General features: G+C 62.7%; 18 protein-coding genes and 1 tRNA gene. 10 read left to right on the top strand and 9 right to left on the bottom strand.

Going from position 1 to position 21,168, the window contains the following annotated elements; all coding sequences use genetic code 11:
* Nucleotides 1-381: 381 nt before the first annotated feature.
* Together AC5ZG5_RS24455 and AC5ZG5_RS24450 are read right to left on the bottom strand one after the other, a co-directional pair.
* The gene (locus AC5ZG5_RS24455; protein WP_456642080.1) at nucleotides 382-2,328 is read right to left on the bottom strand and encodes a molybdopterin biosynthesis protein; all 1,947 of its coding nucleotides are present in this window, start codon (nucleotides 2,326-2,328) and stop codon (nucleotides 382-384) included.
* An 8-nt stretch (nucleotides 2,329-2,336) separates the two neighbouring features.
* Nucleotides 2,337-3,449, bottom strand: coding sequence for a molybdopterin-binding protein (locus tag AC5ZG5_RS24450; protein WP_456642081.1), 1,113 nt, complete (start codon nucleotides 3,447-3,449; stop codon nucleotides 2,337-2,339).
* A 177-nt stretch (nucleotides 3,450-3,626) separates the two neighbouring features.
* Here AC5ZG5_RS24450 and AC5ZG5_RS24445 point away from each other — a divergent pair, with 177 nt between their 5' ends.
* A complete protein-coding gene (locus tag AC5ZG5_RS24445) occupies nucleotides 3,627-4,838 on the top strand; it encodes an ABC transporter substrate-binding protein (RefSeq protein ID WP_456642082.1) in 1,212 nt (403 codons plus the stop codon).
* Nucleotides 4,839-4,979: 141 nt separating this feature from the next.
* On the opposite strand, the gene AC5ZG5_RS24440 is transcribed toward AC5ZG5_RS24445, so the two are convergent.
* Nucleotides 4,980-5,942, bottom strand: a complete 963-nt coding sequence (locus AC5ZG5_RS24440; protein WP_456642083.1) for a TAXI family TRAP transporter solute-binding subunit — start codon at nucleotides 5,940-5,942, stop codon at nucleotides 4,980-4,982.
* Nucleotides 5,943-6,067: 125 nt separating this feature from the next.
* Here AC5ZG5_RS24440 and AC5ZG5_RS24435 point away from each other — a divergent pair, with 125 nt between their 5' ends.
* Nucleotides 6,068-7,036, top strand: coding sequence for a Bug family tripartite tricarboxylate transporter substrate binding protein (locus AC5ZG5_RS24435; protein ID WP_456642084.1), 969 nt, complete (start codon nucleotides 6,068-6,070; stop codon nucleotides 7,034-7,036).
* Between the two features lie 85 nt (nucleotides 7,037-7,121).
* A tRNA-Ile gene (locus tag AC5ZG5_RS24430) sits at nucleotides 7,122-7,197 on the top strand.
* 983 nt (nucleotides 7,198-8,180) lie between these two features.
* Here the strand turns inward: AC5ZG5_RS24430 and AC5ZG5_RS24425 are convergent.
* From AC5ZG5_RS24425 to AC5ZG5_RS24410, 4 genes are read right to left on the bottom strand one after another with little or no spacing between them, the layout of a single operon-like run.
* Nucleotides 8,181-9,653, bottom strand: coding sequence for an amidase (locus AC5ZG5_RS24425; protein ID WP_456642085.1), 1,473 nt, complete (start codon nucleotides 9,651-9,653; stop codon nucleotides 8,181-8,183).
* Complete coding sequence (locus tag AC5ZG5_RS24420; RefSeq protein ID WP_456642086.1) at nucleotides 9,650-10,414, bottom strand: ABC transporter permease; 765 nt, start codon at nucleotides 10,412-10,414, stop codon at nucleotides 9,650-9,652. Before AC5ZG5_RS24420 ends, AC5ZG5_RS24425 begins: the two co-directional genes overlap by 4 nt.
* A gap of 17 nt (nucleotides 10,415-10,431) precedes the next feature.
* Complete coding sequence (locus AC5ZG5_RS24415; RefSeq protein WP_130225767.1) at nucleotides 10,432-11,241, bottom strand: ABC transporter ATP-binding protein; 810 nt, start codon at nucleotides 11,239-11,241, stop codon at nucleotides 10,432-10,434.
* Nucleotides 11,238-12,188 (bottom strand): ABC transporter substrate-binding protein, encoded by a 951-nt coding sequence (locus tag AC5ZG5_RS24410; RefSeq protein ID WP_456642087.1) that lies wholly within the window; start codon nucleotides 12,186-12,188, stop codon nucleotides 11,238-11,240. Before AC5ZG5_RS24410 ends, AC5ZG5_RS24415 begins: the two co-directional genes overlap by 4 nt.
* Nucleotides 12,189-12,766: 578 nt before the next feature.
* Here AC5ZG5_RS24410 and AC5ZG5_RS24405 point away from each other — a divergent pair.
* Genes AC5ZG5_RS24405 through AC5ZG5_RS24375 form a run of 7 tightly spaced genes read left to right on the top strand, consistent with a single transcriptional unit; the run spans nucleotide 12,767 to nucleotide 19,093 of the window.
* The gene (locus AC5ZG5_RS24405; protein WP_456671172.1) at nucleotides 12,767-13,531 is read left to right on the top strand and encodes an ABC transporter ATP-binding protein; all 765 of its coding nucleotides are present in this window, start codon (nucleotides 12,767-12,769) and stop codon (nucleotides 13,529-13,531) included.
* 2 nt (nucleotides 13,532-13,533) lie between these two features.
* Nucleotides 13,534-14,295, top strand: coding sequence for an ABC transporter permease (locus AC5ZG5_RS24400; protein WP_456642089.1), 762 nt, complete (start codon nucleotides 13,534-13,536; stop codon nucleotides 14,293-14,295).
* 24 nt (nucleotides 14,296-14,319) lie between these two features.
* On the top strand, nucleotides 14,320-15,309 hold the full coding sequence (locus AC5ZG5_RS24395; RefSeq protein WP_456642090.1) for an ABC transporter substrate-binding protein: 990 nt from the start codon (nucleotides 14,320-14,322) through the stop codon (nucleotides 15,307-15,309).
* Between the two features lie 26 nt (nucleotides 15,310-15,335).
* Nucleotides 15,336-16,340 carry a zinc-binding dehydrogenase gene (locus tag AC5ZG5_RS24390; protein ID WP_496132331.1) on the top strand — a complete coding sequence of 335 codons (1,005 nt, stop codon included), beginning with the start codon at nucleotides 15,336-15,338 and terminating at the stop codon, nucleotides 16,338-16,340.
* A gap of 36 nt (nucleotides 16,341-16,376) precedes the next feature.
* Complete coding sequence (locus AC5ZG5_RS24385) at nucleotides 16,377-16,799, top strand: PaaI family thioesterase (RefSeq protein WP_130225762.1); 423 nt, start codon at nucleotides 16,377-16,379, stop codon at nucleotides 16,797-16,799.
* On the top strand, nucleotides 16,800-17,591 hold the full coding sequence (locus AC5ZG5_RS24380) for a VOC family protein (RefSeq protein ID WP_456642092.1): 792 nt from the start codon (nucleotides 16,800-16,802) through the stop codon (nucleotides 17,589-17,591).
* Nucleotides 17,588-19,093: a class I adenylate-forming enzyme family protein gene (locus AC5ZG5_RS24375; RefSeq protein WP_456642093.1), complete on the top strand. Its 1,506-nt coding sequence runs from the start codon at nucleotides 17,588-17,590 to the stop codon at nucleotides 19,091-19,093. Before AC5ZG5_RS24380 ends, AC5ZG5_RS24375 begins: the two co-directional genes overlap by 4 nt.
* Before the next feature lie 278 nt (nucleotides 19,094-19,371).
* On the opposite strand, the gene AC5ZG5_RS24370 is transcribed toward AC5ZG5_RS24375, so the two are convergent.
* Both AC5ZG5_RS24370 and AC5ZG5_RS24365 read right to left on the bottom strand, forming a co-directional pair.
* Entirely contained in the window at nucleotides 19,372-20,703 is a 1,332-nt protein-coding gene (locus AC5ZG5_RS24370; protein WP_456642094.1) for an LLM class flavin-dependent oxidoreductase, read from the bottom strand.
* A gap of 3 nt (nucleotides 20,704-20,706) precedes the next feature.
* The gene (locus tag AC5ZG5_RS24365) at nucleotides 20,707-21,132 is read right to left on the bottom strand and encodes an OsmC family protein (protein WP_130225758.1); all 426 of its coding nucleotides are present in this window, start codon (nucleotides 21,130-21,132) and stop codon (nucleotides 20,707-20,709) included.
* Nucleotides 21,133-21,168: the final 36 nt, after the last annotated feature.

The raw sequence follows: 21,168 nt of genomic DNA, 5'->3' as shown, positions 1-21,168 counted from the left end.
CCGGAATGCTTCGGTTGAACCTGTGGTCCTACCCCCGTGCTTTTTGTTGCACGGGACCCACGGGTGCAACCAGCACCTGGCTTTCCCTGCGCCCTCTGTGTGATGAGAAGGGCGGAAAGTAAACGCAAAGCTCGGGCACTTCATGCCGCGAGAATGCGGACTCACATCTCCACGCTGTTTGACATTTGAATCCGAACTCTCCCCTCGTCGTCCCGGGCTTGCGTGCCACGGCGAAGCCCCTTGGCGTAGCCGGGACCCAGGACCCATAACCACAGGTCTTTGTAATGTGCTCCGCTGCAACCGCTTGCTCCCGCCACAACACCTCCCTGTGGTTATGGGTCTCCGCTTTCGCGGGGACGACGGAGAGAGCGTCGTACCTCGCTACGCCGGCCGGAAACCCGCCTGTGTCAGCGCCGCGCGGCTTTCGTCCAACGCGAGCGCCTCCAGAAACGCTTGCACTGCCGGGCGATGCTTGCGCGCTGTCACCAGCGCGAAGTCGTAATGCTCCTCCGCCAGCGGAATGAACCCGAGTCCGGACGCGTGCGCGACCGGTGCGATGGTCATGCCCCAGTCGGCGCGATGCTGGGCGACAGCGGCGGCGACCGCATTGTGCGAGCGCGGCTGATTCCAGTAGCCGTCGGGCCTGATACCGCCAAGCAGGCGATCGATCAGGATGCGCGTGCCGGCGCCCTGGTTGCGGTTGACCATGATGCAGGCGGAATCGGAGAGCGCGGCGCGCACCGCATCCTGCGCCGACAGGCCTTCGAAACGCTCATCGCCCTTGCGGAACACGATGCCCTGCATCCGCCGCCAGCCCGGCACGAGCTCGAGCCCTTCGGCGAGATAGGGCGTGTTGTAGGTCTCGCTCTTCTCATCGAACAGATGGATCGGCGCGAAATCGCATTCGCCGCGCTTCGCCGCCGCCAGCCCGCCGAGGCTGCCGACCGCGATCGAGCGCACCGACAGCCCGGCGCGCGCCAGCGGCGCGGTGACGAGATCGAGCCCCGTGCAATGGCTGCCGACAATGACCAGGTCGGGCACGCGCACATGCGGCGTGAACAGCGTCACCTCAGCCTCGGTGCCGACAGGCATCTGGTCGGCCAGCGCATCGATCTTCAGGAAGCCGTCGGCCTGCGCAAACGAGGTGATCGCGCCGGAGCCCTTGCCGGAGGGATAGGCGATCAGCCCTTCCGTACCTTCGACCAGCGACACCATGACGAACTCGGTGCGGCCGAGCTCGGAGGCGATCCGCACCGGCACCTTTGCCATCACCTTCGCATCCGAGCGCGGCGGCAGGCCCGCCATCCGCCGCAGCACCGGCACGATCATGTCGTGGAAGGTGAACATCGCCGAGGTCGGAAAGCCCGGCAGGATCACCACCGGCTTGCCGTCGCACACCGCAAGGCACAGCGGCTTGCCCGGCTTCAGCGCCACGCCATGCGCAATGATGCCGGGCTTGCCGAGCCGCGCGATGATGCGATGGGAGACATCGCCCGCGCCTTTCGAGGTGCCGCCGGAGAGCACCAGCATGTCGCTCTCGGCAAGCGCCTTGCGCATCGCGGCTTCAAGCTGCGCCTCGTCGTCGGCGATGGCACCGACGAAAACGGCATCGCCGCCATTCTCGGAGATCGCCGCGGTGACGATGGCGCCATTGGTGTCGTAGATCGCGGCGGGACGCAAGCGTTCGCCCGGCTGCACCAACTCGTCACCAGTCGACAGGATGGCGACGCGCGGCCGCCGCGCCACATCGACCTTAGCGATGCCGCAGGCAGCGAGCATGCCGATCTCGCGCGAGCCGATGATGGTGCCGGCGCGCAGCAGCGTTTCACCGCGCGCGATGTCGGAGCCCGCGTAGGACACGAATTGTCCGGGAGACGCGGCGCGGCGGATCTCGATCGCGCGCTGACCCGCGGGCTGCGTGTGCTCGACCATCACGATCGCATCCGCGCCGCGCGGCACGGGTCCGCCTGTTGCGATCGAGGTCGCCGTATCAGACAGCACCGGCCGCGCCGGCGCTGTGCCGCAGGCGATGATCTCGTCGTTCAGCACCAGCCGCACCGGTGTAGACTCGCTGGCCCGCGCAAGGTCGGCGGAGCGCACCGCAAAGCCGTCGACATTGGAGCGGTCGAACGGCGGCACGTCGATCGGCGCGACGACGTCGTCCGCCAGCGCGCAGCCGAGCGCCTGCGCGAGCGGTCGTGTTTCGCTGGCGACCGGCCGCGGAAACAGCGCCGCTTCGAACCGCGCCAGCGCCTCCTCGCGCGACAGGATGGTCAGGAACTGGTCCTGCTCGACACTGTCGCGGCCCTTCGCAGAGCTATTGGTCATGTCGGAACTCATTCCCTCAACATATAGGCATCGATCGGCATGCCCACAGCAAATCCTTCGGAACTGCCGGGCACGACCAGAAACGCCTCCGCGCGCGCGATCGCATCGAGCGAAAGTTCGCCGACCGCGAGCGGTGTCCAGGCATCGCGCTGCCGCTCCAAGAGCGCAAACTCGGCGATGCCGACGAGCGATGCGATCTTGCGCGACAGCGGCAGCGACAATGCCTTCCGCGGCTGCCGTCCGGTCAGCCGATCGAGCACCGGCAGCGCCAGCGCCCACCACGCCGCAAACGCCTGGTCCGGCGCGCCGGGCAGTGCGACGACCGGCGTTGTGCCGATGCGGCCGACGGCGGCAGTGCGGCCAGGCTGGAGGGCAATGCCATGAGCGATGACTTCGCCACGCGCAGCGAGCGCGCTCACCGCCGCATCGGTGCGGCCGACGCTACTGCCGCCGATGGTGACCAGGAGATCGCAGGCCGCATCTTCAAACGCGGCGACGATCGATCCGACATCGCGCGCCGCAGCCTCGCGGCTGATAACCTCGGCGCCCGCGGAACGCGCGCTGTCCGCGACCAGGCTCGCGGTCGCCACCGCGCCCGGAATATTGACGATGTGCAATCGCGGCCGCCGCACCTTGAGCCGCTCGATCCCGGCTGTGCGTGCGATCAGCAGATCACGCGGGAGCACGCGCCGGCCCGCCTCGGCAACACGACTCTCCTCGGCGATGTCCTGGCCCTTGCGCCTGACACCCTGCCCCGGGATCGCCTCGCTAAGCACCTGCGCAATCGGCCCGGCCACCTCGACCAGATCGGCATCGAGCACGCAGTCGCAGGCCGCGGGCATGGCGTCACCAGCTTCGACCCAGGCAGGCAGCATGGCTAATGGCAACGGCGAGTAGGAGGAGGCGCCGACCAGATCGTTGGCGCGCAGCGCCCAACCATCGGTGGCGGCAACATCATGCGGCGGATGCCCCGGCAACGGGGGCATCTCGGCCGCAATGCAGCGCAGCGCGTCCGCAAGCGGCAATTCGATCGGCTGCAGCGGCTCGAGCGCGCGGAATAGGGCGCTGAGCGCGGTTTGCAGCGGCGTAAGCGAAGCCGGCAGTCGCTGGGTCGTAACCATGGCCGGCCTGTCTACTGTATCAGGCGCGAAATAAACAGGTGCCGCCGAATGTTCCTGCTCCGAAAGGACGCGTTGACGCCGACCCCGAACCGGTTGCAAAAGAAACCAATTCAGCCGGGCCTACGTCCCGGAACAAGCAATAACGGCCTACGTGCCGGTCCAGGGAGAGAGACAAGGATGTTCGGTAAACCATTTTCCGTGCTCGCCACGCTGGCCGGCGCCATGTTGGCTTCAACGGCGGCACTGGCGCAAATCTCCGACGACGTCGTCAAGATCGGCGTGCTCACCGACATGAACGGGCCGGCGTCGACGCCGACTGGACAGGGCTCGGTCACCGCCGCGCAGATGGCGGTCGACGATTTCGGCGGCAAGGTGCTGGGCAAGCCCATCTCGGTGATCGTCGGCGATCATCAGCTCAAGGCCGATATCGGCTCCAGTATCGCGCGGCGCTGGTACGACGTCGATCAGGTGGATTTGATCGTCGACGTGCCGGTCTCCGCAGTCGGGCTCGCCGTGCAGAACGTCGCCAATGAGCGGAAGCGGCTGTTCATCACGCATTCGACCGGAGCGACCGATTTCCACGGCAAGTTCTGCTCGCCCTACGCCATGCAGTGGGTGTTCGACACCAGGGCGCTCGCAGTCGGCACCGCGCAGGAGGTGGTGAAGCGCGGCGGCGACAGCTGGTTCTTCATCACCGACGACTATGCATTCGGGCACTCGCTCGAAAAGGACGCAGCGAGCGTCGTCACCAAGACCGGCGGCAAGGTGCTGGGGTCGGTGCGGCCGCCGTTTGCGACGCCCGATCTGTCGTCCTTCGTGCTGCAGGCGCAGGCCTCGAAAGCCAAGATCATCGGGATTGCAGGCGGACCGCCGAACAACATGAACGAGATCAAGACCGCTGGCGAGTTCGGCGTGTTCAAGGGCGGCCAGCAGATGGCGGCGCTGCTGGCGCTGATCACCGACATCCATTCGTTGGGGCTGCCGACCGCGCAGGGCCTGTTGCTGACGACGTCGTTCTACTGGGACATGGATGACAGGACCCGCGAATGGTCAAAGCGCTATTTCGCCAAGCTGGGCCGGATGCCGACGATGTGGCAGGCCGGCGTCTATTCCTCCGTGATCCATTACCTGAACGCGATCAAGGAGACCGGCACCGACGATCCCCTGAAGGTCGCGGCCAAGATGCGCGAAAAGCCGATCGAGGATTTCTTCGCCCGCAATGGCAAGCTGCGCGAGGACAACCTGATGGTCCACGACCTCTGGCTCGTACAGGTCAAGTCGCCGGAGGAATCGAAATATCCGTGGGACTACTACAAGATCCTCACCAAGATTTCCGGCGAAGACGCGTTCGGCCCCCCGGATCCAGCGTGTGGATTGGTGAAGAAATGAACTCCACCGTCGTCCGCGCGAACGCGGGGACCCATAACCACAGGCAGCTGTCATGTCGCAAACAAGCGGTTGCAGCGGAGCACACCACTACGCCGGTGGTATGGGTCCCGGGTCAGCGCTTCGCTTGCCCGGGACGACAGGCTACTTCGCTACCCCGATTTCGCGCAAAAACCTGAGCACACCCGGATGAATCAGCTCGACATTCGGCGCCGCCGCCACCGTGTTCGCCGCGGTCGTCTCGCAGGCCTGTGCCAGCTTCCTGCAGAACTCGCCTTCGATTCCGTGCAGCGTCTTCGCCAGCCGATAGGCAACATCATCAGGCAGGCTTTCGCGCACCAGGATGAAGCTCCACGAGCCGACGGAGGCGATCGCTTCCGTCTGCTTCGGGTAACTGTTCGGTGGGATCGTCAGCGGCTTCAGGAAAGTGTGCTTGGCGCGGATGCGCGCGATCTCTTCCGCGCTCGGCGCGATGAAGCGCGCGCCGGTGGGACTTTCCGCCATCGCGGCAAAGCCAGGCCAGCCGACACCGGCGCCCCAGAGCGCCGCGGCGCGGCCATCCTGCACCATGGCTGGCCCGTCGCCGGCGCGATCGAGATAGATCGACTTGAAGTCCTCGTCCTGCTTCAGCCCAATGCCGTCGAGGATGTAGCGCGACAGGATCGGCAGACCCGAGCCCTTGGCGCCGAAGGCGACCGGCTGACCAACGAGATCACGGATCGTCCGGTATGGGCGGTCGGCCCGCACCACGAACATGCCGGGGCTCGAATACATCGCGGTCAGGATCTTGAGCTTGGTCGCGGGACGGCCGATGCCCATGAAGGCTTCATAGGCGGGCTCTCCGGCCACGGTCGCGATATCGAGCTGGCCGGCTTCGAGCAGCGGGATGTTCTCGTTCGAGCCCTTGGTATTGCGCGGCTCGATCGAGAGGCTCGGATCTGCCGCATTCATGGCGTCGGCAAAGGCATTGCCATAGAGCGGGAAACCGCCGCCCGGCGTCGCCGTCCCCAGGGTGATCGTGGTCTTGGAAATGGCCTTGCCTCCCTCCTGTGCGGCCGCGCCGCCGGTGAGCAGAACAGCGGCGCAAACCATCAACGCGATTTTCATTTGGCGGCCTCCCAACATCTTCGGCGCGAGATTGATCGATCTTTATGCTGCAGAGGTTGTAGGCAAGCTTGGAATTTTATGAAAGCATGGCCGCAACGGTAACAAGAAAATGACGAGGAAACATAATGCTTCGCTTTTTGCGTGCGACGTCCCTTGGTTTGATTTGCCTCTTGAGCCTTGCCGTCCCCTCCTCCGCCGCCGACTATCCAAACCGCCCGGTGCGCTGGCTGATCGGATTTGCCGCCGGCGGGCCGGTCGACATCGTCGCCCGCATCATGAGCCAGTGGCTGTCGGATCATCTCGGCCAGCAATTCGTGGTCGAGAACCGCACCGGCTCGGGCGGCAACATCGCGGCCGCCGCCGCGATCAATTCGCCCGCGGACGGCTATACGCTGCTGTTCGTCGCGCCCAATAACGCGATCAGCACCTCGCTCTACAAGAAGCTGCCCTATGATTTCCTGCGCGACACCACCCCGGTCGCCAGCATCATGCAGCTCACCAACATGCTGGTGATCTCCAACGCGATGCCGGTGAAAACCGTCCAGGAGTTCATCGATTACTGCAAGGCCAATCCGGGCAAGGTCTCCTATGCTTCGTCGGGCAACGGCACCTCGGTGCACATGTCGGCGGAATTGTTCAAGGCGATGACCAAATGCGAGATGCAGCACGTGCCCTATCGCGGCTCGGCGATCGCCTTTCCGGATATCATCTCCAACAAGGTGCAGCTGATCTTCGACAACCTTCCGTCGGCGCTGGAGCAGGCGCGCGGCGGCAATGTCCGCGCGCTCGGCGTCACCTCGCCAAAGCGCTGGCCGAGCGTGCCCGATGTTCCCGCCATCGCTGAAACCGTACCGGGCTTCGAATCGGTCGGGTTTTACGGCATCTCGGCGCCGAAAGGCACGCCGCCGGAGGTCATCGAGATCCTCAACAAGGCGGTCGGCGAAGCGCTGAAGGACCCCAAGCTCGTCGCCCGCCTGGCCGAAGTCGGCGGCATCCCCAAACCGATGGTGCCGGCCGAATTCGGCAAGCTGGTCGCCGACGAAACCGAGAAATGGCGGAAAGTCGTGGAATTCGCCGGGGTTTCCGTGGACTAGAGCCGGCGGGATTGCCCGATCGCCCCTCACCCTGTAAACGGACCCGGCACCGTTGCCGGCCCACGGATTGTGGCGGCTCGCGGCGGGGCCTGTAGCTCAATGGTTAGAGCCGGCCGCTCATAACGGTCTGGTTGCAGGTTCGAGTCCTGCCGGGCCCACCAGTGAAATCAGCGTCTATCGGTTCGCAGCAGACCTGACTCGGATTCGCATGATCTGACTCTGCGCCCGCTCCTAGGTGTCGTCAGACCTCATGTAAGAGGCACCAACACTGCAGGACGCGGAACAAATTTAAACTCGCGCCGTCCAACCTGGACTACTCGCCTCGACTGGTGCGGAACGGCACCTTCATAGAGTGCATCAGGTGTGGAAGTACAACCGGCTGCAGTTGATATTTCGACTTGAGTGTGGGATTGCAGCCGCGGGCAAAGTTGGTCCCCTATAAGTTGGTCCTCTAATCGGGGCAAAGTTGGTCCCCTAGGCTGAAACACATAAAGCCCCGCCAGATGGCGGAGGCTTTTCATTGCGGATGTCGTGGGTCGAGGACGAACGTCGATCAATCGGACCTATGTCCGCTTTACCTCGACGAGCCGGCATCCGGGATGGACGAAGGGATCGTCAGATATGGGCCCAGATACCACGACAGCGCTGCCATGGTGGCAGGCGATTAATCCCAGCCAAGTCGTTACTCTGCACGCACGGGCATAGCCACTTTGGTCAGCCGGATCTCTATGATCGCGCCATCCCTCGATACCCCGCCAGTACCGGAGTTGTTCATCAGCAATCAGCAGGTGAGGACCGCCGGTTGTTGCTGTCCAGGTACGTGTTATCGTTATGCGTCTAATGATAGCAGGTATTTCTCTTATTGGGCCCTTCGGAGACCTGCCGGCGGCAAGCGCCAACTTCTGCTGTTAGGAGTAGAGCGGAAATGACGGTCCGGCCCTTGGCCTACCCGATAAGGCATCATTTCAGGACACGTCTTGGCACCAGCGCCGCGCTCTACCGAGCTGTTTTTCGGGCGCCGGCGCGATAGCAACCTGGCCAGCAGATAAAATAGTTCTCCCGAAAGTCCATGGCAAACGACCGCTTGAGTAAACCGATGTCTGCCATGCGCCAGGAACGTCAAGAAGATCGACTCATCTAGCGACTAGCTGAAAGCCGCGGGAGCGACAAATGGATAAAACCGCTCCAATTCTGCGGCAAAGGCAAGCGTCGTGCGATCATGCAGATGCGGACCGATGATCTGCACGCCGATCGGCAACCCATCGACCAAACCAATCGGCACTGCTGTTGCTGGCAAAGACGGGAGCGTTGCGAGGCCGGCCCAGAAGAGCTGGTCGTTGTAATCCACGTCGTGACCATTAATCCGCAGCGTGCGTTCCTCGCGCGGTTTCGCTTCGTCAATCGGAAATGCTGCGCTGACCGTCGCCGGCGCAATCACCACATCGAACCGTTCGAAGAAGTCAGCCCAATCTCTCTTCAAGTGCGCGCGTCTCTCTTCGGCCAGGAGCCAATCGCGATGGCGTTGCGCATAGGCCCGAGCCGTCTGCAGGACATAAGGAGTGACGTTTGCTCCCTGCTCCTCGCTGCGGCGTACCGCATTGTCAAATACCGCAACGGGCAGCCGGGCCGTTGCAGAGCCGCGCAACAGCTGCACGTAAGTCGCATGGTATGATGCATGATCGGTGAACGGGAGGGCCTCCTCGACGACGCTCGCGCCCTCCTCCCTCAATCGAGCAGCCAGAGCGCGTATCGCCGCGCGATAGGGCTCGTCAACCTCCGCAACCGGCGAATTGGTGACGATCGAAATGCGGAAATCTCTCAGTCGGGTCGCCCGCGGCTCTGGCAGTTCGAGGCGCCATCCGCTGGCTGCATCGCCTGCCGGTCCCGCCAGAATATTCAGAGCGAGCGAGAGGTCGGCGACCGAACGCGCAAGTGGCCCACTCGTGACGAGATCGTTGCCGATCAGACTGCCTGCGCGCTCGTTGCCGAGATCGGGAACGATTCCAGGCGTCGGCTTATGACCGAACACGCCGCAGAAGTGAGCCGGCATGCGGATGGACCCGCCTGCGTCGCTACCAAGCTCGAGCGGCGTCAGTCCGGCAGCAAGTGCAGCACTGGCGCCTCCGGACGACCCGCCGGGGGTTCGATTGAGATCCCACGGATTGCGCGTGGTGCCATGGATTGCATTATAACTCTGCCAATCGATCAGATTCAGCGGAACATTCGTCTTGCCGAAGATAATTGCGCCTGCGGATCGCAACCGATCGATAATCACGGCGCTGCGCGGTGCGATGAAATCCTTCAGCGCGGGATCGCCATAGGTCGTCGGCCAACCGGCGACATTGTTGCTCTCTTTCACGGTGACAGGCAGCCCATGGAGAGGCCCCCAGGTCTGCCCTTTCGCTGCCACGGCGTCCGCCTCGTCGGCGCGTGCACGTGCAGCGGCGAGGTCTGTGAAGATGACCGCATTTATCGAGCTGTTAACCTTGTCGAGCCGCTCGATATGAAATTCGAGCAGCGCTCTGGCCGAGAACTCCTTGTTTCTCAGGCGAGCGAGGAGTTCGGTCGCCGATGCAAAAGCGAGGCGTTGATCGATCTTGCTGGACTGTGACGTCATGGACGCTCCCCGGTTGGCAGATCACTGGGCACGTGTTCCCAGAATACGACGCGCCTTTGCACCGCCCGAACGGCGAAGCTGCTGAAGACGCCGAAAACGGCAAGGATGAGAACGCCCGCGAACATCGCAGCTACGTTCATGTTCACCGTCGCCGCGCCGATCAGGTAACCAACGCCGCGCTCGGCCGCGACGAACTCGCCGACAACAGCGCCGATCAGTGCCAGCACGATACCGATCTCGAGGCCCGCGAAAATCGCGCCCGCAGCCGCCGGCAGCTTGATATGAAGAAATATCCACCAGGACGGACGTGAGAAGGACCGCGCCATCGCCACCAGCTCCGGATCAGTCCGGCGGATGCCGCCGATCGTGTTCACGAGCAGCGGAAAAAAGCAGATCAGAGCGACCAGAACGACTTTCGACCCGAGACCAAAACCGAACCAGACGAGGATCAGCGGCGCGAGCGCGACCTTGGGAGTGGCCTGTATTGCCACAATATAGGGAAAGACGAAGCGCTCGAAGAGTTGGCTTTCCGCCACCAGCACACCCGCTACGATCGCGAGGATCGAGCCAATCGCGTAGCCAATGAGCGTAGACGACATAGTGAACACAATATGCGGCCAAAACTCTCCCGAGGCCAGTCCTGACCACAGGGCTTGAGCCACGGCCGAGGGCGCAGGCAGCAAATAAGGCGGGAGGCCGCCGGGACCTGTCGCGTAGCTCCATGCTGCGAGAATGAGCGATAGCGTCACCAGTGGCGGCACCAGCCACCTCAACCACTTCATCGTGCCGTTCCACTATTGCTGGCGACGGCGTCGAACAGACGACGCAGTTCGAGCGCCAATGTGTTGAATGTCCCGCCTCCCATCGTCTCAAGCGTGCGCGGGCGCGGCAGATCGACCTTGATGTCCGCCAAAATGCGCGCCGGGCGCCCGGCGAGCACCACGACGCGGTCGGCCAGGAACAGCGCCTCCGGTATCGAATGTGTGACGAAGATCGCGGTCCGCCGCTCCGTCATCCAGATGCGCTGAAGTTCAAGCGACAGCCGCTCGCGCGTCATCGCATCGAGAGCAGAGAAAGGCTCGTCGAGCAGCAAAAGACGGGGATCATGCAGAAGCATACGCGCTAACCCCACGCGCTGCGCCATGCCGCCGGAGAGTTGATCGGGATAAAGATGTGCGCTTTCGAGCAGCCCCGTCATCTCAAGCAGGCGATCGGCCCGCGCCGCTTCCTCGCTGCTGGCGCCGCGGGCAAAGCCGACGGGCAACAAGACGTTATCGCGCACATTACGCCACGGAAGTAATGTCGGCCGCTGAAACACCATGCCGACATCGCGATGCGGACGACGGACCTCCGTGTTGCCCACCATCACCCGTCCCGCCTGCGCGATTGCAAGTCCAGCGAGCAGCTTCAGGAGCGTCGACTTGCCGCCACCGGAGGGGCCCAGCACGGCAAGGAACTCCCCCGCCTCCGCCGAAAGCGACAAGTCGTCGAGCACCGGAGCGTTCGCGCGCCCCGGATATGAGAAGCGGACGCCGGACAGCGCAACCAGCGCCGGCCGGGACGTCGCCTCAAGTCCAACAGCGGTCATGGCAGCGCGCGAGCGCGGGCGACGAGAGCGTCACGATCAAATTTGACGAAGCCGGGGACCAGTTTGTTGCTGAAATAGGCATCGAGAGGAATGTCTTCGGACGCGAATTCGCCATAGCGATACATCTCGCCGACATAGGTGCGGATGACGTCGAGATCGTAGGCACCCGGCACGCGCGCCTTACCGTCCGAATCGCGTAGCAATGGCTCGATCCATCGCTGCAGCAGGCGGACGTTGGCTGCCAGAGCCACGGCGGCGTCACCCTGCGGCCGCGCCGATGGATTCTTTCGCCAGAATGCCTCGACACAGCCGCGTGGGTTGGTATCGCACACCACCAGCGCCTTGGTCCAGGCGCGCCCGAAACGCTCGAGTAGATCCGGATTGTCGTCGAGCGTCGAGCGATGCGCGATATATCCGTTCACTACCGTTTGGCGGAACGCAGGCGGATAAGCGAGCCTGCGCGCGGCCACGCCTTCCTGCTCCAGCAAGTCGATCCATGTGCTGTTGAAGTTCAACGCCTGCACGCGGTCTTCGCGCAGCGCGTGAAAGCCGGCGCCAAGAACGCCGACTGCAACGATCTGCACGTCCTTGCCCGGCGTCAAGCCTGCCGCACGGAGCAAAGCACGAGTCTGCGGTATCGTCCCCCACGTCAGCGCACCAACACCGATGCTCTTGCCACGCAGGTCGGCGATCGTGCGAATATCAGATTCTGCCTTGACAGCGAGTTCGAGCGTATTCCTCGGACCAGCATTGTAGAAGTACGAGACCGGCAACGGCTCGCTCCCTGGTTTGTGAGCAGAGAGCAGCGTCTCAGGAAGCGGCAGCGCGATCGTGATGTTCTTCTGCAAGAGTTGCGGCAGCAATGCGCCAGCACCGGCGAGCACCACATACTCGACGTCGAGATTTTCATCGCGAAACAATCCGAGTTCATCCGCAATGGATTGCACGCTGCCTTCTGTCACCGTTGGCGGGATGCCGAGACCAACTTTCACGCGGTCAGCCGCATGTATCGGCGCCTGCGACGCCTGAACCAGAACTGCTGCTGCGGCGAGCCAAGTGATCGTGAAAAAACGCCGAAAGGAAAATGTGCCCGGCAACCGCTCGCACTTGAAACAATTTGCCACCGTCGACGCCACCTTAGAGAAAAGCATGCCAAATCCTTGATTTACAAAGGGTATTTCGCATGACAAAAGTATCGCGTCAACGCATCGCTTAACGTGCACGACATTGTTTTACGACCACCTGCATGAAAGCCGGTCATTGCGCGATACGAACACTCGTGTTCCGCCGAGCTTCCCTTTCATCCACGGTGCTCCGCATCGGCCGAAAATCCTTGCCCAGAATATTCTCCTCTCACGCGCCTCAGATTGAGAACGAAATCACTCGATAAGTCCAAGAACCGAAAGTATCGTTCTTATTCCATGCGGATCGGCGAGATTACTTTTCGCAACTGCATCTTTTGACTAAGTGTGACTCACCGCGCCCTCCACTCTCAGGGTTGCGTCATCACCCATCGAGCCATTTGATGAACTTCCACTTGTCTGCGCACGACGTCAAAACGCCCGCTATTGCGTTGAATGGCATCGAGAAAAGCTTCGACGCGCTCAAGGTTCTCGAGAACATTTCGCTCGTCGTCTCGCCTGGCGAAGTTGTGGCACTGATCGGAACGTCCGGCTGCGGCAAGAGCACATTGCTTAACATCATCGCGGACCTCCTGCAGCCGGATCGCGGCGAGATCAGCGTGAATGGCGCCGTCAACAATCTGCGAAGCGACCGCGATCGTATCGCCTATATGTTCCAAGAAGATCGCTTGCTGCCGTGGCGAAGCATCCGCGCCAACGTCGCATTCGGCCTCGAGGCGCAGCACATGGACAGATCGACCCGGCGCGCGAAGGCGGACGCCATGCTGGCACATGTCGGCCTATCCGATTTTGCAAAATCGTGGCCGCACCAGCTCTCCGGCGGAATGCGCAGCAGGGTTGCGCTTGCGCGCAGCCTCGTCGTTGAGCCGCGCATCCTGCTGATGGACGAGCCATTTTCCAAGCTCGATCCGCAGACGCGCAGCCAGATGCATGGCGAGGTCATCCGCCTGCAAAAAATGCACGGCATTACGATTCTGTTCGTCACCCACGACATTGAAGAAGCCGTGGTGCTGGCGGATCGAATCGTCATGATGAGTCCGCGGCCCGGCCGCATCCGCAGCATCAAGACGATGGACCTGCCGCGTCCACGTATCCCAACCGACCCGGTCGTGAGCGAGCAGATCCGCCAGTTGCGGGTCGAGGCATAGATATGCCTTCGTTGACCCGCTTCACCGGCGTATTTCTGCAGCGTTGCCTGTTGTTTGGCGCGATCGCTTTGCTGTGGTGGTATGCCGCAAGCAAGGTGCCGTCGTTTGTCTTGCCGGGACCGGCCAAGGTCCTCGGTGCCATCGGCGATCTCCTGCAAAGCACGACGTTTCGCCACGATGTCGGCGCTACCATGAGCCGCGTCTTCAGCGGCTTCGCGATCGCGGCAGTCACCGGCACACTGGCTGGTCTCATCCTCGGCTCCAATCGCACACTGGCGACCTTCTTTGAGCCGATCCTCTCCATTCTCAACACCGTCTCGTCGGCCATCTGGGCGATCTTCGCGATCATCTGGTTCGGCATATCGGACGCCACGACCGTCTTCGTCGTATTCATGACGGCCTTTCCACTGATCCTCACGAATGTCTGGCAGGGAACGCTGGCGGTCGACCGGCAATATGTCGACCTGGCACGATCGTTCCGAATGTCGCGGTCGCAAATTCTTTTCAAGGTCTACCTGCCGAGCATTCTCCCTCACTTCTTCTCGGGGGCGCGCCTCGCCTTCGGTTTTGGATGGCGGGTGTCGCTGGTCGCCGAGACTTTGGGATCATCCGACGGCATCGGCTATCGCCTGCGCCAGGCCGCCGACCTCGTGCAGAGCGACAAGGTGTTCGCCTGGACGCTCTTGTTGGTGACGTTGATGCTGGCGCTCGAAGCCGGCCTGCTCAAGCCGCTGGAACGTGCACTATTCCGATGGAAATCTTGATCCCTTAGCCATGAGGCTCCCTCCATGAAGCTCCAAAAATTTCTGCTTGCCGCCGCGGCTGTCGTGGCCGTCGCCGTTGCCGTGCCGGCCGAGGCCGGGCAAAAGGTTCGCATCGGCTATTGGACCAGTGGTGTAAGCCTCGGCTATGGTTCAGTGCTGCAGTCCAAGGATTTCCTCCATCAGCGCGGTATCGATGCGGAATTCGTCCACTTTCCGGACGTGAACGCGCCGCTGCGCGCGCTGGCATCCGGCTCGATCGACCTGGCCTTCGGGGCACCGCTCGCTGGTGTCTTCAGCACCGCCGCGGAAGGCGTGCCCATCAAGATCTTCACGGCGACGCAGCCCGCCGACGTTCAGGTCGTGGTGCCGAGCGACTCGCCGATCAAGTCGATCTCTGAATTGAAAGGTAAGAAGGTCGGCATGTCGCCCGCGGGCTCGTCAGTTTCCGTCATCGCCGGCGCGATTCTGTCGGGCAACTACGGCATCAAGAGCGAAGACTTCACCTTGGTCGGCGGCAACGAGTCCCGCCTGGTCCAATTCCTCGCCCAGAAGCAGGTCGATGCCGCGGCGCTTCGCTCGGTGACCGTCGCGCAGATCGACGGCGAACTGAAGGTGAGGAAGCTCGGCAGCTTCGTCGATGAATGGCGCAAACTGACAAAGTCTGACGCGCTGCCCTACAACGGTGTCGGTGCAGTGAGCACGGCGCTGATCACCAGCCAACCTGACACGGTCGCCAATGTCATTGCCGCCCTGCGCGACACGCTGGCGTGGGGCGCGGGGCACAAAGACGAGGTCGTCACCATTCTGGAGAAGAGCGCCAACCTGCCCACCAAGGATGCGCGCGTCTATGTCGAGAACTGGGACGCCATGAACCGCGTTGCGTTCGAGCCCTCGGACATCGCCAGCCTGAAGCGCCAGCACGAAGTGCTCACAGCTGGCGGCTTCATCAAAGGTGAACTCAACGACGGCCTATTCGTTACCGGGCCTTACGAACGCTCCAAAGCCCTCAAGTAAGGATATCGCATCTCATGACCAGCACAATGAAAGCCCTGGTGCTCCGCGCCCACGGTGACCTCGATCAGTTGCAGATCGTCACGGACAAGCCAATTCCGCAAGCGACTGCGGGTCATGTCGTCATTCGCGTTGGCGCGTCCTCGTTCAACTATCACGACGTCTTCACGGTGCGCGGCATGCCCGGCATCAAAGTTCCGCTTCCCGTGGTGATCGGCCTCGATCTCGCCGGCACGATCAGCGCAATCGGTGACGACGTCACCGGCTGGAAAGTCGGCGACCGCGTGCTGGTCAATCCGCTCAAGCCCGGGGTCGGGTTGATGGGCGAGATGACCGACGGCGGCATGGCTGAATATGTCGCTGCGGACGCGCGCCAACTGATCCGCCTGCCAGATGCCGTAACCTTCGAGCAGGCGGCCTCGCTTCCCGTCGCCTATGGCACGGCGCATCGCATGCTGATCACACATCGCACGATAAAGGCCGGCGACAAAGTCCTGATCCTCGGCGCGAGCGGCGGTGTCGGCACCGCCAGCATCATCCTGGCCAAGCTGCTCGGAGCTGAGGTCATCGCTTGCGCCGGCAGCGACGAGAAATGCGCGCGACTGAAGGCGCTCGGCGCCGATCACGTCGTCAACTACCAGACCACGGATTTCTCGAAATGGGCGATCGCGCGATACGGCAAGCCGGAGCGGCGGACGCATGAAGGCGGTGTCGATGTCGTGATCAACTTCACCGGCGGCGATACCTGGCTGCCGTCGCTGCGTTGTCTCAAGCGCGGCGGCACCTTGCTGGTTTGCGGCGCCACTGCTGGATACGACCCCAAGGAGGATCTCCGCTACGTCTGGAGCTTCGAGCTTAACATCCGCGGCTCCAACAGCTTTTACGAGGAAGACCTCACGGCGCTGCTCGATCTGATCGCGGCGGGCAAAATCGATCCGTTAATCGATCGCGCCGTGCCTCTGGATCAGGCCGTCGAAGGCCTCGCCCAAATCCGAGACCGCACGGTGCTCGGCAAGGTCGTCGTCACGCCGTAACCGGCTTTGTCTCCCCCCTCGAAAGATTCACATCCGATGGCCAACAACAATTCCCCTTCGATCGATGACATCCGGGCGCGCTTGCTCAAGGCGCCCTATCACCAATGGCTCGGGCTCGACGTGACGTCGGTCGGCGACGGCGAAATCGAACTTACCGCCAAATGGCGCGAAGAATGGGTCGTCAACGTCGAAGGCGGCTACACGCATGGCGGCATTCTTGCAACGCTCGTCGACCTCACCGCCGACTGGGCACTGGTGTCAAGCAACGGGCGCGGTGTGCCGACCATCGACCTGCGCGTGGACTATCACAGCCCGGCCAGAGGCGACCTGCGTGCCGTCGGCAAGGCGATCAAGCTCGGCAAGCAGTTCTCGGTCGCCGAAGCCAAGATCTACGATGCCGCCGGCAAGCTCGTCGCGAGCGGCCGGGGTGTCTATCTGACGCCACAGCAGGATCGTTAGATGAGCATCCAGCTCGATCACATAGTGATCAACACGCAGTTCGAAACGGACACAGCCGCGCGGCTGTTCGAAGGGCTCGGCTTTCAGCTTACGCCTCGCGGCTTCCATCCGACGCTCGGCTCTATCAATCACCTCATGGTCTTCGAGCATGCCTATCTCGAATTGATCGGACTTCCCCGCGGCGGCGACAAGGTACGCCAGGAGCTGATCGACAGCCCGATCGGCCTCAATGGGCTGGTCTTTGCCAGCAAGGATGCCGGCGCAACACGCGATGCTGTCGTAAAGGCGGGCTTCGACGCGCAACCAGTGCAGAACTTTGCGCGCCCGCTGACCATTGAAGGACGCGAGTACGAGGCGCGGTTTTCCGCGGTACGGCTGGCGCTGGATTCATTCGCGGCCGGGCGCGTCTATTTTTGTCAGCATCACACGCCTGAACTGATTTGGCGAAAGAACTGGCTCGATCATCCCAATGCCGTTACCGGGATCGTCGAGTTGACCGTCGCCAGCACCGATCCGGGAGCCACGCGGGAGCGGTTCGATCGTCTCGGCGCCATCGACGGAGATTTTGCACTCACGGTAGCCGATACCGCCACCCTCGCCGCCAGATTCGGAGAGCTTTCCCAAGTCGGCGCAGAGCGGATCGAGCGCTTCGCCGCCGTGACATTGCGAAGCTCCGATCCGCAGATCGTTGCCGCCCGCGCGGCGTCCCTCGGATTGCCACACGATTCGACGAGCCAACGCACGGTGGTTGCGCTGCCGGCTTTCGGGGCGCTGATCGAGGTCGTCGCATGACTACGGCAAGCAATCTCGGCAAGATAATCGATCCTGCGGCTGACCGTAACCGGCTCGCCTTCATTGGCTTCGATGCCGAGCTCGCCGAAACGCGTTGCACGTTCGGCGAACTGGATGACCTCGCCGATGCCGTGGCGAGGAGCCTGCACAAGCGCGGCTACAGCCAGGGCGATCGTATCGCAATTCTTGCCGCGAACTCCGTCGAGTTCATCGCTGTGGTGCTCGGCATCATGCGCGCCGGGCTGGTCGCCGTTCCCATCAACTATCGCTTTCCGAAAGAGTTGATTGACTATGTTGCCAACGACAGCAACGCGCGCCTGCTATTTTGCGACGAGCAGCGGCTTGCGTTGGCTCCACAAGGCATTGCGCACACTTTGCTTTCACGGGACGGGTTGAACAGTTTCGCGGAGCTCGCCGATCCCAGTGCTTTCGAAGCATTCGCACCAAGCGCCGACGAACCAGCGCTCATCCTCTACACATCCGGATCGACCGGCCGGGCCAAAGGCGTCGTCCTCAGTCATGCGGCGCACCTCTGGGTAGCACGAACGCGGCGGGAAACAGAACCGCTGGCAGACGAACGTGTGCTGATCGCCGCGCCGCTTTACCACATGAATGCGCTGGCGCTGTCCTTCCTGGCGCTGGCATCGCACGCTACGACCGTGCTGCTGTGGCAATTTTCGGCTGTCCCCTATATCCGGGCGATCGATCGCTATCGTTGCACCTGGCTCACAGCGGTACCGCCCATGATCGCGATGATGCTGCGCGAGCGGGACGCACTGGCATCTGCGGATCTGTCGTCGGTACGGGTGATCAGAATGGGCTCCGCGCCGGTGAGCAGGAGTCTGCTCGAGCAGATTCACCGCATGCTGCCAAACGCGCGTGTCATGAATGCCTATGGCACAACCGAGGCCGGACCGATCGTCTTCGCCGGCCACCCGGACGGCAGACCCACGCCTCCTTTCACACTGGGCTACGCCCATCCGAAAGTGCAATTGCGTTTGCGCGACGAGACCGGACAGGAGAGCAAGGAAGGTGTTTTGGAGATCAAAAGCCCAGCCTTGATGAATCGATATCACAACCGCCCCGAACTCGGCACGGTCTTCACCCCGGACGGCTATTACGTCACCGGCGACGTGTTCCGCCTTGACGACGACGGCTTCTACGCTTTTGTCGGACGACGCGACGACATGTTCGTCTCCGGAGGCGAGAACATCTATCCTGGCGAAGTCGAAGCCATGCTCGAGCGGCACCCTGCCGTGGCGCAGGCCTGCGTTGTCCCGGTCGACGATGACATTAAAGGTCAGAAGCCCGTCGCTTTTGTCGTTCTTCGCGCGCACGCTTCCGCGACCGAGGACGAAATCAAGAAGTTCGCCCTCGAACACGCTGCAGCTTTCCAGCATCCGCGCCGCATCTGGTTTGTCGATAGCATGCCGCTTGCAAGCACACAGAAGATCGATCGGTCTTTGCTCAAATCGGAAGCTGCGGCGCGCGTCCGAGGTTAACCAAGGCACATTGGCACATATCAGCGAAGCGATTGCTGCGTTTACTCGGCGTCCGCCTTGCGTCAGAGGACTAAACCGCTCGAGTTTCTGGTCCCATCCCAGGGCTTATCCGGGCAAAGTGGGCATACGCCGCCGGTTGGCGCACATGGGTCCCCCCCCCCCGCAACGTCTCGGTACATCTTGGAATCCGATTGTGAGTTGAGGAGGACGTCGCGAAGCGGATTGGGTCCGAATTGCGGAGCTCAAGAGCATAACGTCGGGTACGTCAAGGGCGGCCGTCAGCCTGCTGGGCGGGGCAAGCCAAGCGAATCGCGCAGGGTCGAACCGTCGTACTCGGTGCGGAACAGGCCGCGACGTTGCAGCTCCGGCACGAGGCCGTGGACCAGCTCGTCCAAGCCTCCTGGAAGATATGGGACCTGCAACATGAAGCCGTCGCAGGCACCAGCCTCGAACCACTCCTGCATACGATTGGCCACCGAACCAGGCGTGCCGGCAAATCCGCTGGTGGTTCTCCCCGAACCGTAGCGCTGCCCCAGCTCGGCCAGGCTCAAGCCCGAGCGTCGCGTCAGTTCGGAGACTTCGCGGTAGTGCCCTTCGACACCGGGAACATCGAGGTTCTCAGGCAGGACCTGATCCTGCGGAAAGCGCGAGAGGTCGACGCCAAGATGATAGGACAATGTCGAGAGACCAGACTCGGGATGCGAAAGTTCGTGAAGCTGGTCATGCAGCGCCTTCGCCTGCCTGTCCGTGTCTGCGATCACCGGGACGATGCCGGGCAACACCTTGACCGTGTCCGGATCGCGACCGAACCGCACAGCGCGGGCGCGCAGATCGTTGCGGAATTCGACCGCGACGTCGATCAGGCCTGGCGTCACGAAGACGACTTCCGCCCATCGGGCTGCGAAATCACGGCCGCGATCGGAAGCGCCGGCCTGGATAAAGACCGGGCGCCCTTGCGGCGGCCGACTGACATTGAGCGGGCCCCGCACGTTGAACCATTTGGCGGAATGGTCGATCCGGTGCACCCGCGCGGGATCGGCAAATAGCGGCGTCTTGCGATCTCGGACCAGCGCACCGTCCTCCCACGAATTCCACAGCTTGGTCACGACCTCAAGAAACTCGTCGGCGCGCTCGTAGCGCTCCTCGCGCGAGAGCTGCTCGGTCAAGCCGAAATTGCGCGCCTCCGCCTCCTGGAAGGAGGTGACGATGTTCCAAGCGGCGCGGCCACCGCTGAGATGATCGAGCGTCGCGAGCGTCCGCGCCAGTGCATAGGGCTGGGCGTAGGTTGTCGAAATGGTGGCGCCGAGACCGAGATTCTTCGTCGCACCCGCGATGATCGAGAGCACCACCAGCGGATCGAGCCGCAGCGCTCCAAGCGCGCCGTAGCGAAGCTGGCTGTCCATGCTGCCGCCCAGCGTGTCCGGGATCGCGAGAATGTCCGCAATGAAAAGAAGATCGAAACGCCCCTGCTCCAACAGCCGGCCGATATTCTGGTAGTAAGCGGCGGACAGCAGATCGCCGTCCGCTTCCGGATGCCGCCATCCGGCGTGGCTGCCGGAGACCGGACCCGCGGAGACAAAGGCGGCAAGGTGAAGTTTCTTGTCAGGCATAGGTCAGCTCACCGTCCATGATATCTCGACGGGGCCGCCACGCTTCAGCGTGTTGTAGATTGGGCAGTTGGCCGTGAAGCCGTCGACTAGCGTTTCAGCCTCGCGCGCCGTCACGCCAGACAGGTGCACTCCGATACGAATCCACTCGTACTGGGTCGGATCGGTGGCGTGACGCCGGAACGAGACTTCGGATCCGGCCTCGCGCAGAACGATGCCTAGCTCTTTCGCCGTCTTCTGGATGAGGCCTAGCGAGCAACTGCCAAGAGACGACAGCAGCAGTTCGCCGGCGGTAATTGCCTCGCCGGGGCCGCCGATCGCCACACGCTGATCGGAAATGAAATGGTTCGTTCCTGCGCTGAGCAGATAGCGGCCGAAATGGCCGATGGTGGCAGAGGTGATCGACACTGTCTCGCCGGCTTGAGCGTTCATGATGCTTCTCTGTGTTGTTGGGCCGCCCGTCGCTGC

The organism is Bradyrhizobium sp. Ses1 (genome assembly GCF_059512365.1).
This window is presented reverse-complemented; position numbering and strand designations above follow the sequence as displayed.

Bases quoted from the DNA above. Each gene is read 5' to 3' on its own strand.
- AC5ZG5_RS24395 (WP_456642090.1), top strand. From the start codon at position 14,320: ATGAAGCTCCAAAAATTTCTGCTTGCCGCCGCGGCTGTCGTGGCCGTC.
- AC5ZG5_RS24450 (WP_456642081.1), bottom strand. From the start codon at position 3,449: ATGGTTACGACCCAGCGACTGCCGGCTTCGCTTACGCCGCTGCAAACC.
- AC5ZG5_RS24390 (WP_496132331.1), top strand. From the start codon at position 15,336: ATGAAAGCCCTGGTGCTCCGCGCCCACGGTGACCTCGATCAGTTGCAG.
- AC5ZG5_RS24440 (WP_456642083.1), bottom strand. From the start codon at position 5,942: ATGAAAATCGCGTTGATGGTTTGCGCCGCTGTTCTGCTCACCGGCGGC.
- AC5ZG5_RS24435 (WP_456642084.1), top strand. From the start codon at position 6,068: ATGCTTCGCTTTTTGCGTGCGACGTCCCTTGGTTTGATTTGCCTCTTG.
- AC5ZG5_RS24415 (WP_130225767.1), bottom strand. From the start codon at position 11,241: ATGACCGCTGTTGGACTTGAGGCGACGTCCCGGCCGGCGCTGGTTGCG.
- AC5ZG5_RS24370 (WP_456642094.1), bottom strand. From the start codon at position 20,703: ATGCCTGACAAGAAACTTCACCTTGCCGCCTTTGTCTCCGCGGGTCCG.
- AC5ZG5_RS24385 (WP_130225762.1), top strand. From the start codon at position 16,377: ATGGCCAACAACAATTCCCCTTCGATCGATGACATCCGGGCGCGCTTG.
- AC5ZG5_RS24400 (WP_456642089.1), top strand. From the start codon at position 13,534: ATGCCTTCGTTGACCCGCTTCACCGGCGTATTTCTGCAGCGTTGCCTG.
- AC5ZG5_RS24405 (WP_456671172.1), top strand. From the start codon at position 12,767: ATGAACTTCCACTTGTCTGCGCACGACGTCAAAACGCCCGCTATTGCG.
- AC5ZG5_RS24380 (WP_456642092.1), top strand. From the start codon at position 16,800: ATGAGCATCCAGCTCGATCACATAGTGATCAACACGCAGTTCGAAACG.
- AC5ZG5_RS24445 (WP_456642082.1), top strand. From the start codon at position 3,627: ATGTTCGGTAAACCATTTTCCGTGCTCGCCACGCTGGCCGGCGCCATG.
- AC5ZG5_RS24375 (WP_456642093.1), top strand. From the start codon at position 17,588: ATGACTACGGCAAGCAATCTCGGCAAGATAATCGATCCTGCGGCTGAC.
- AC5ZG5_RS24365 (WP_130225758.1), bottom strand. From the start codon at position 21,132: ATGAACGCTCAAGCCGGCGAGACAGTGTCGATCACCTCTGCCACCATC.
- AC5ZG5_RS24455 (WP_456642080.1), bottom strand. From the start codon at position 2,328: ATGACCAATAGCTCTGCGAAGGGCCGCGACAGTGTCGAGCAGGACCAG.
- AC5ZG5_RS24425 (WP_456642085.1), bottom strand. From the start codon at position 9,653: ATGACGTCACAGTCCAGCAAGATCGATCAACGCCTCGCTTTTGCATCG.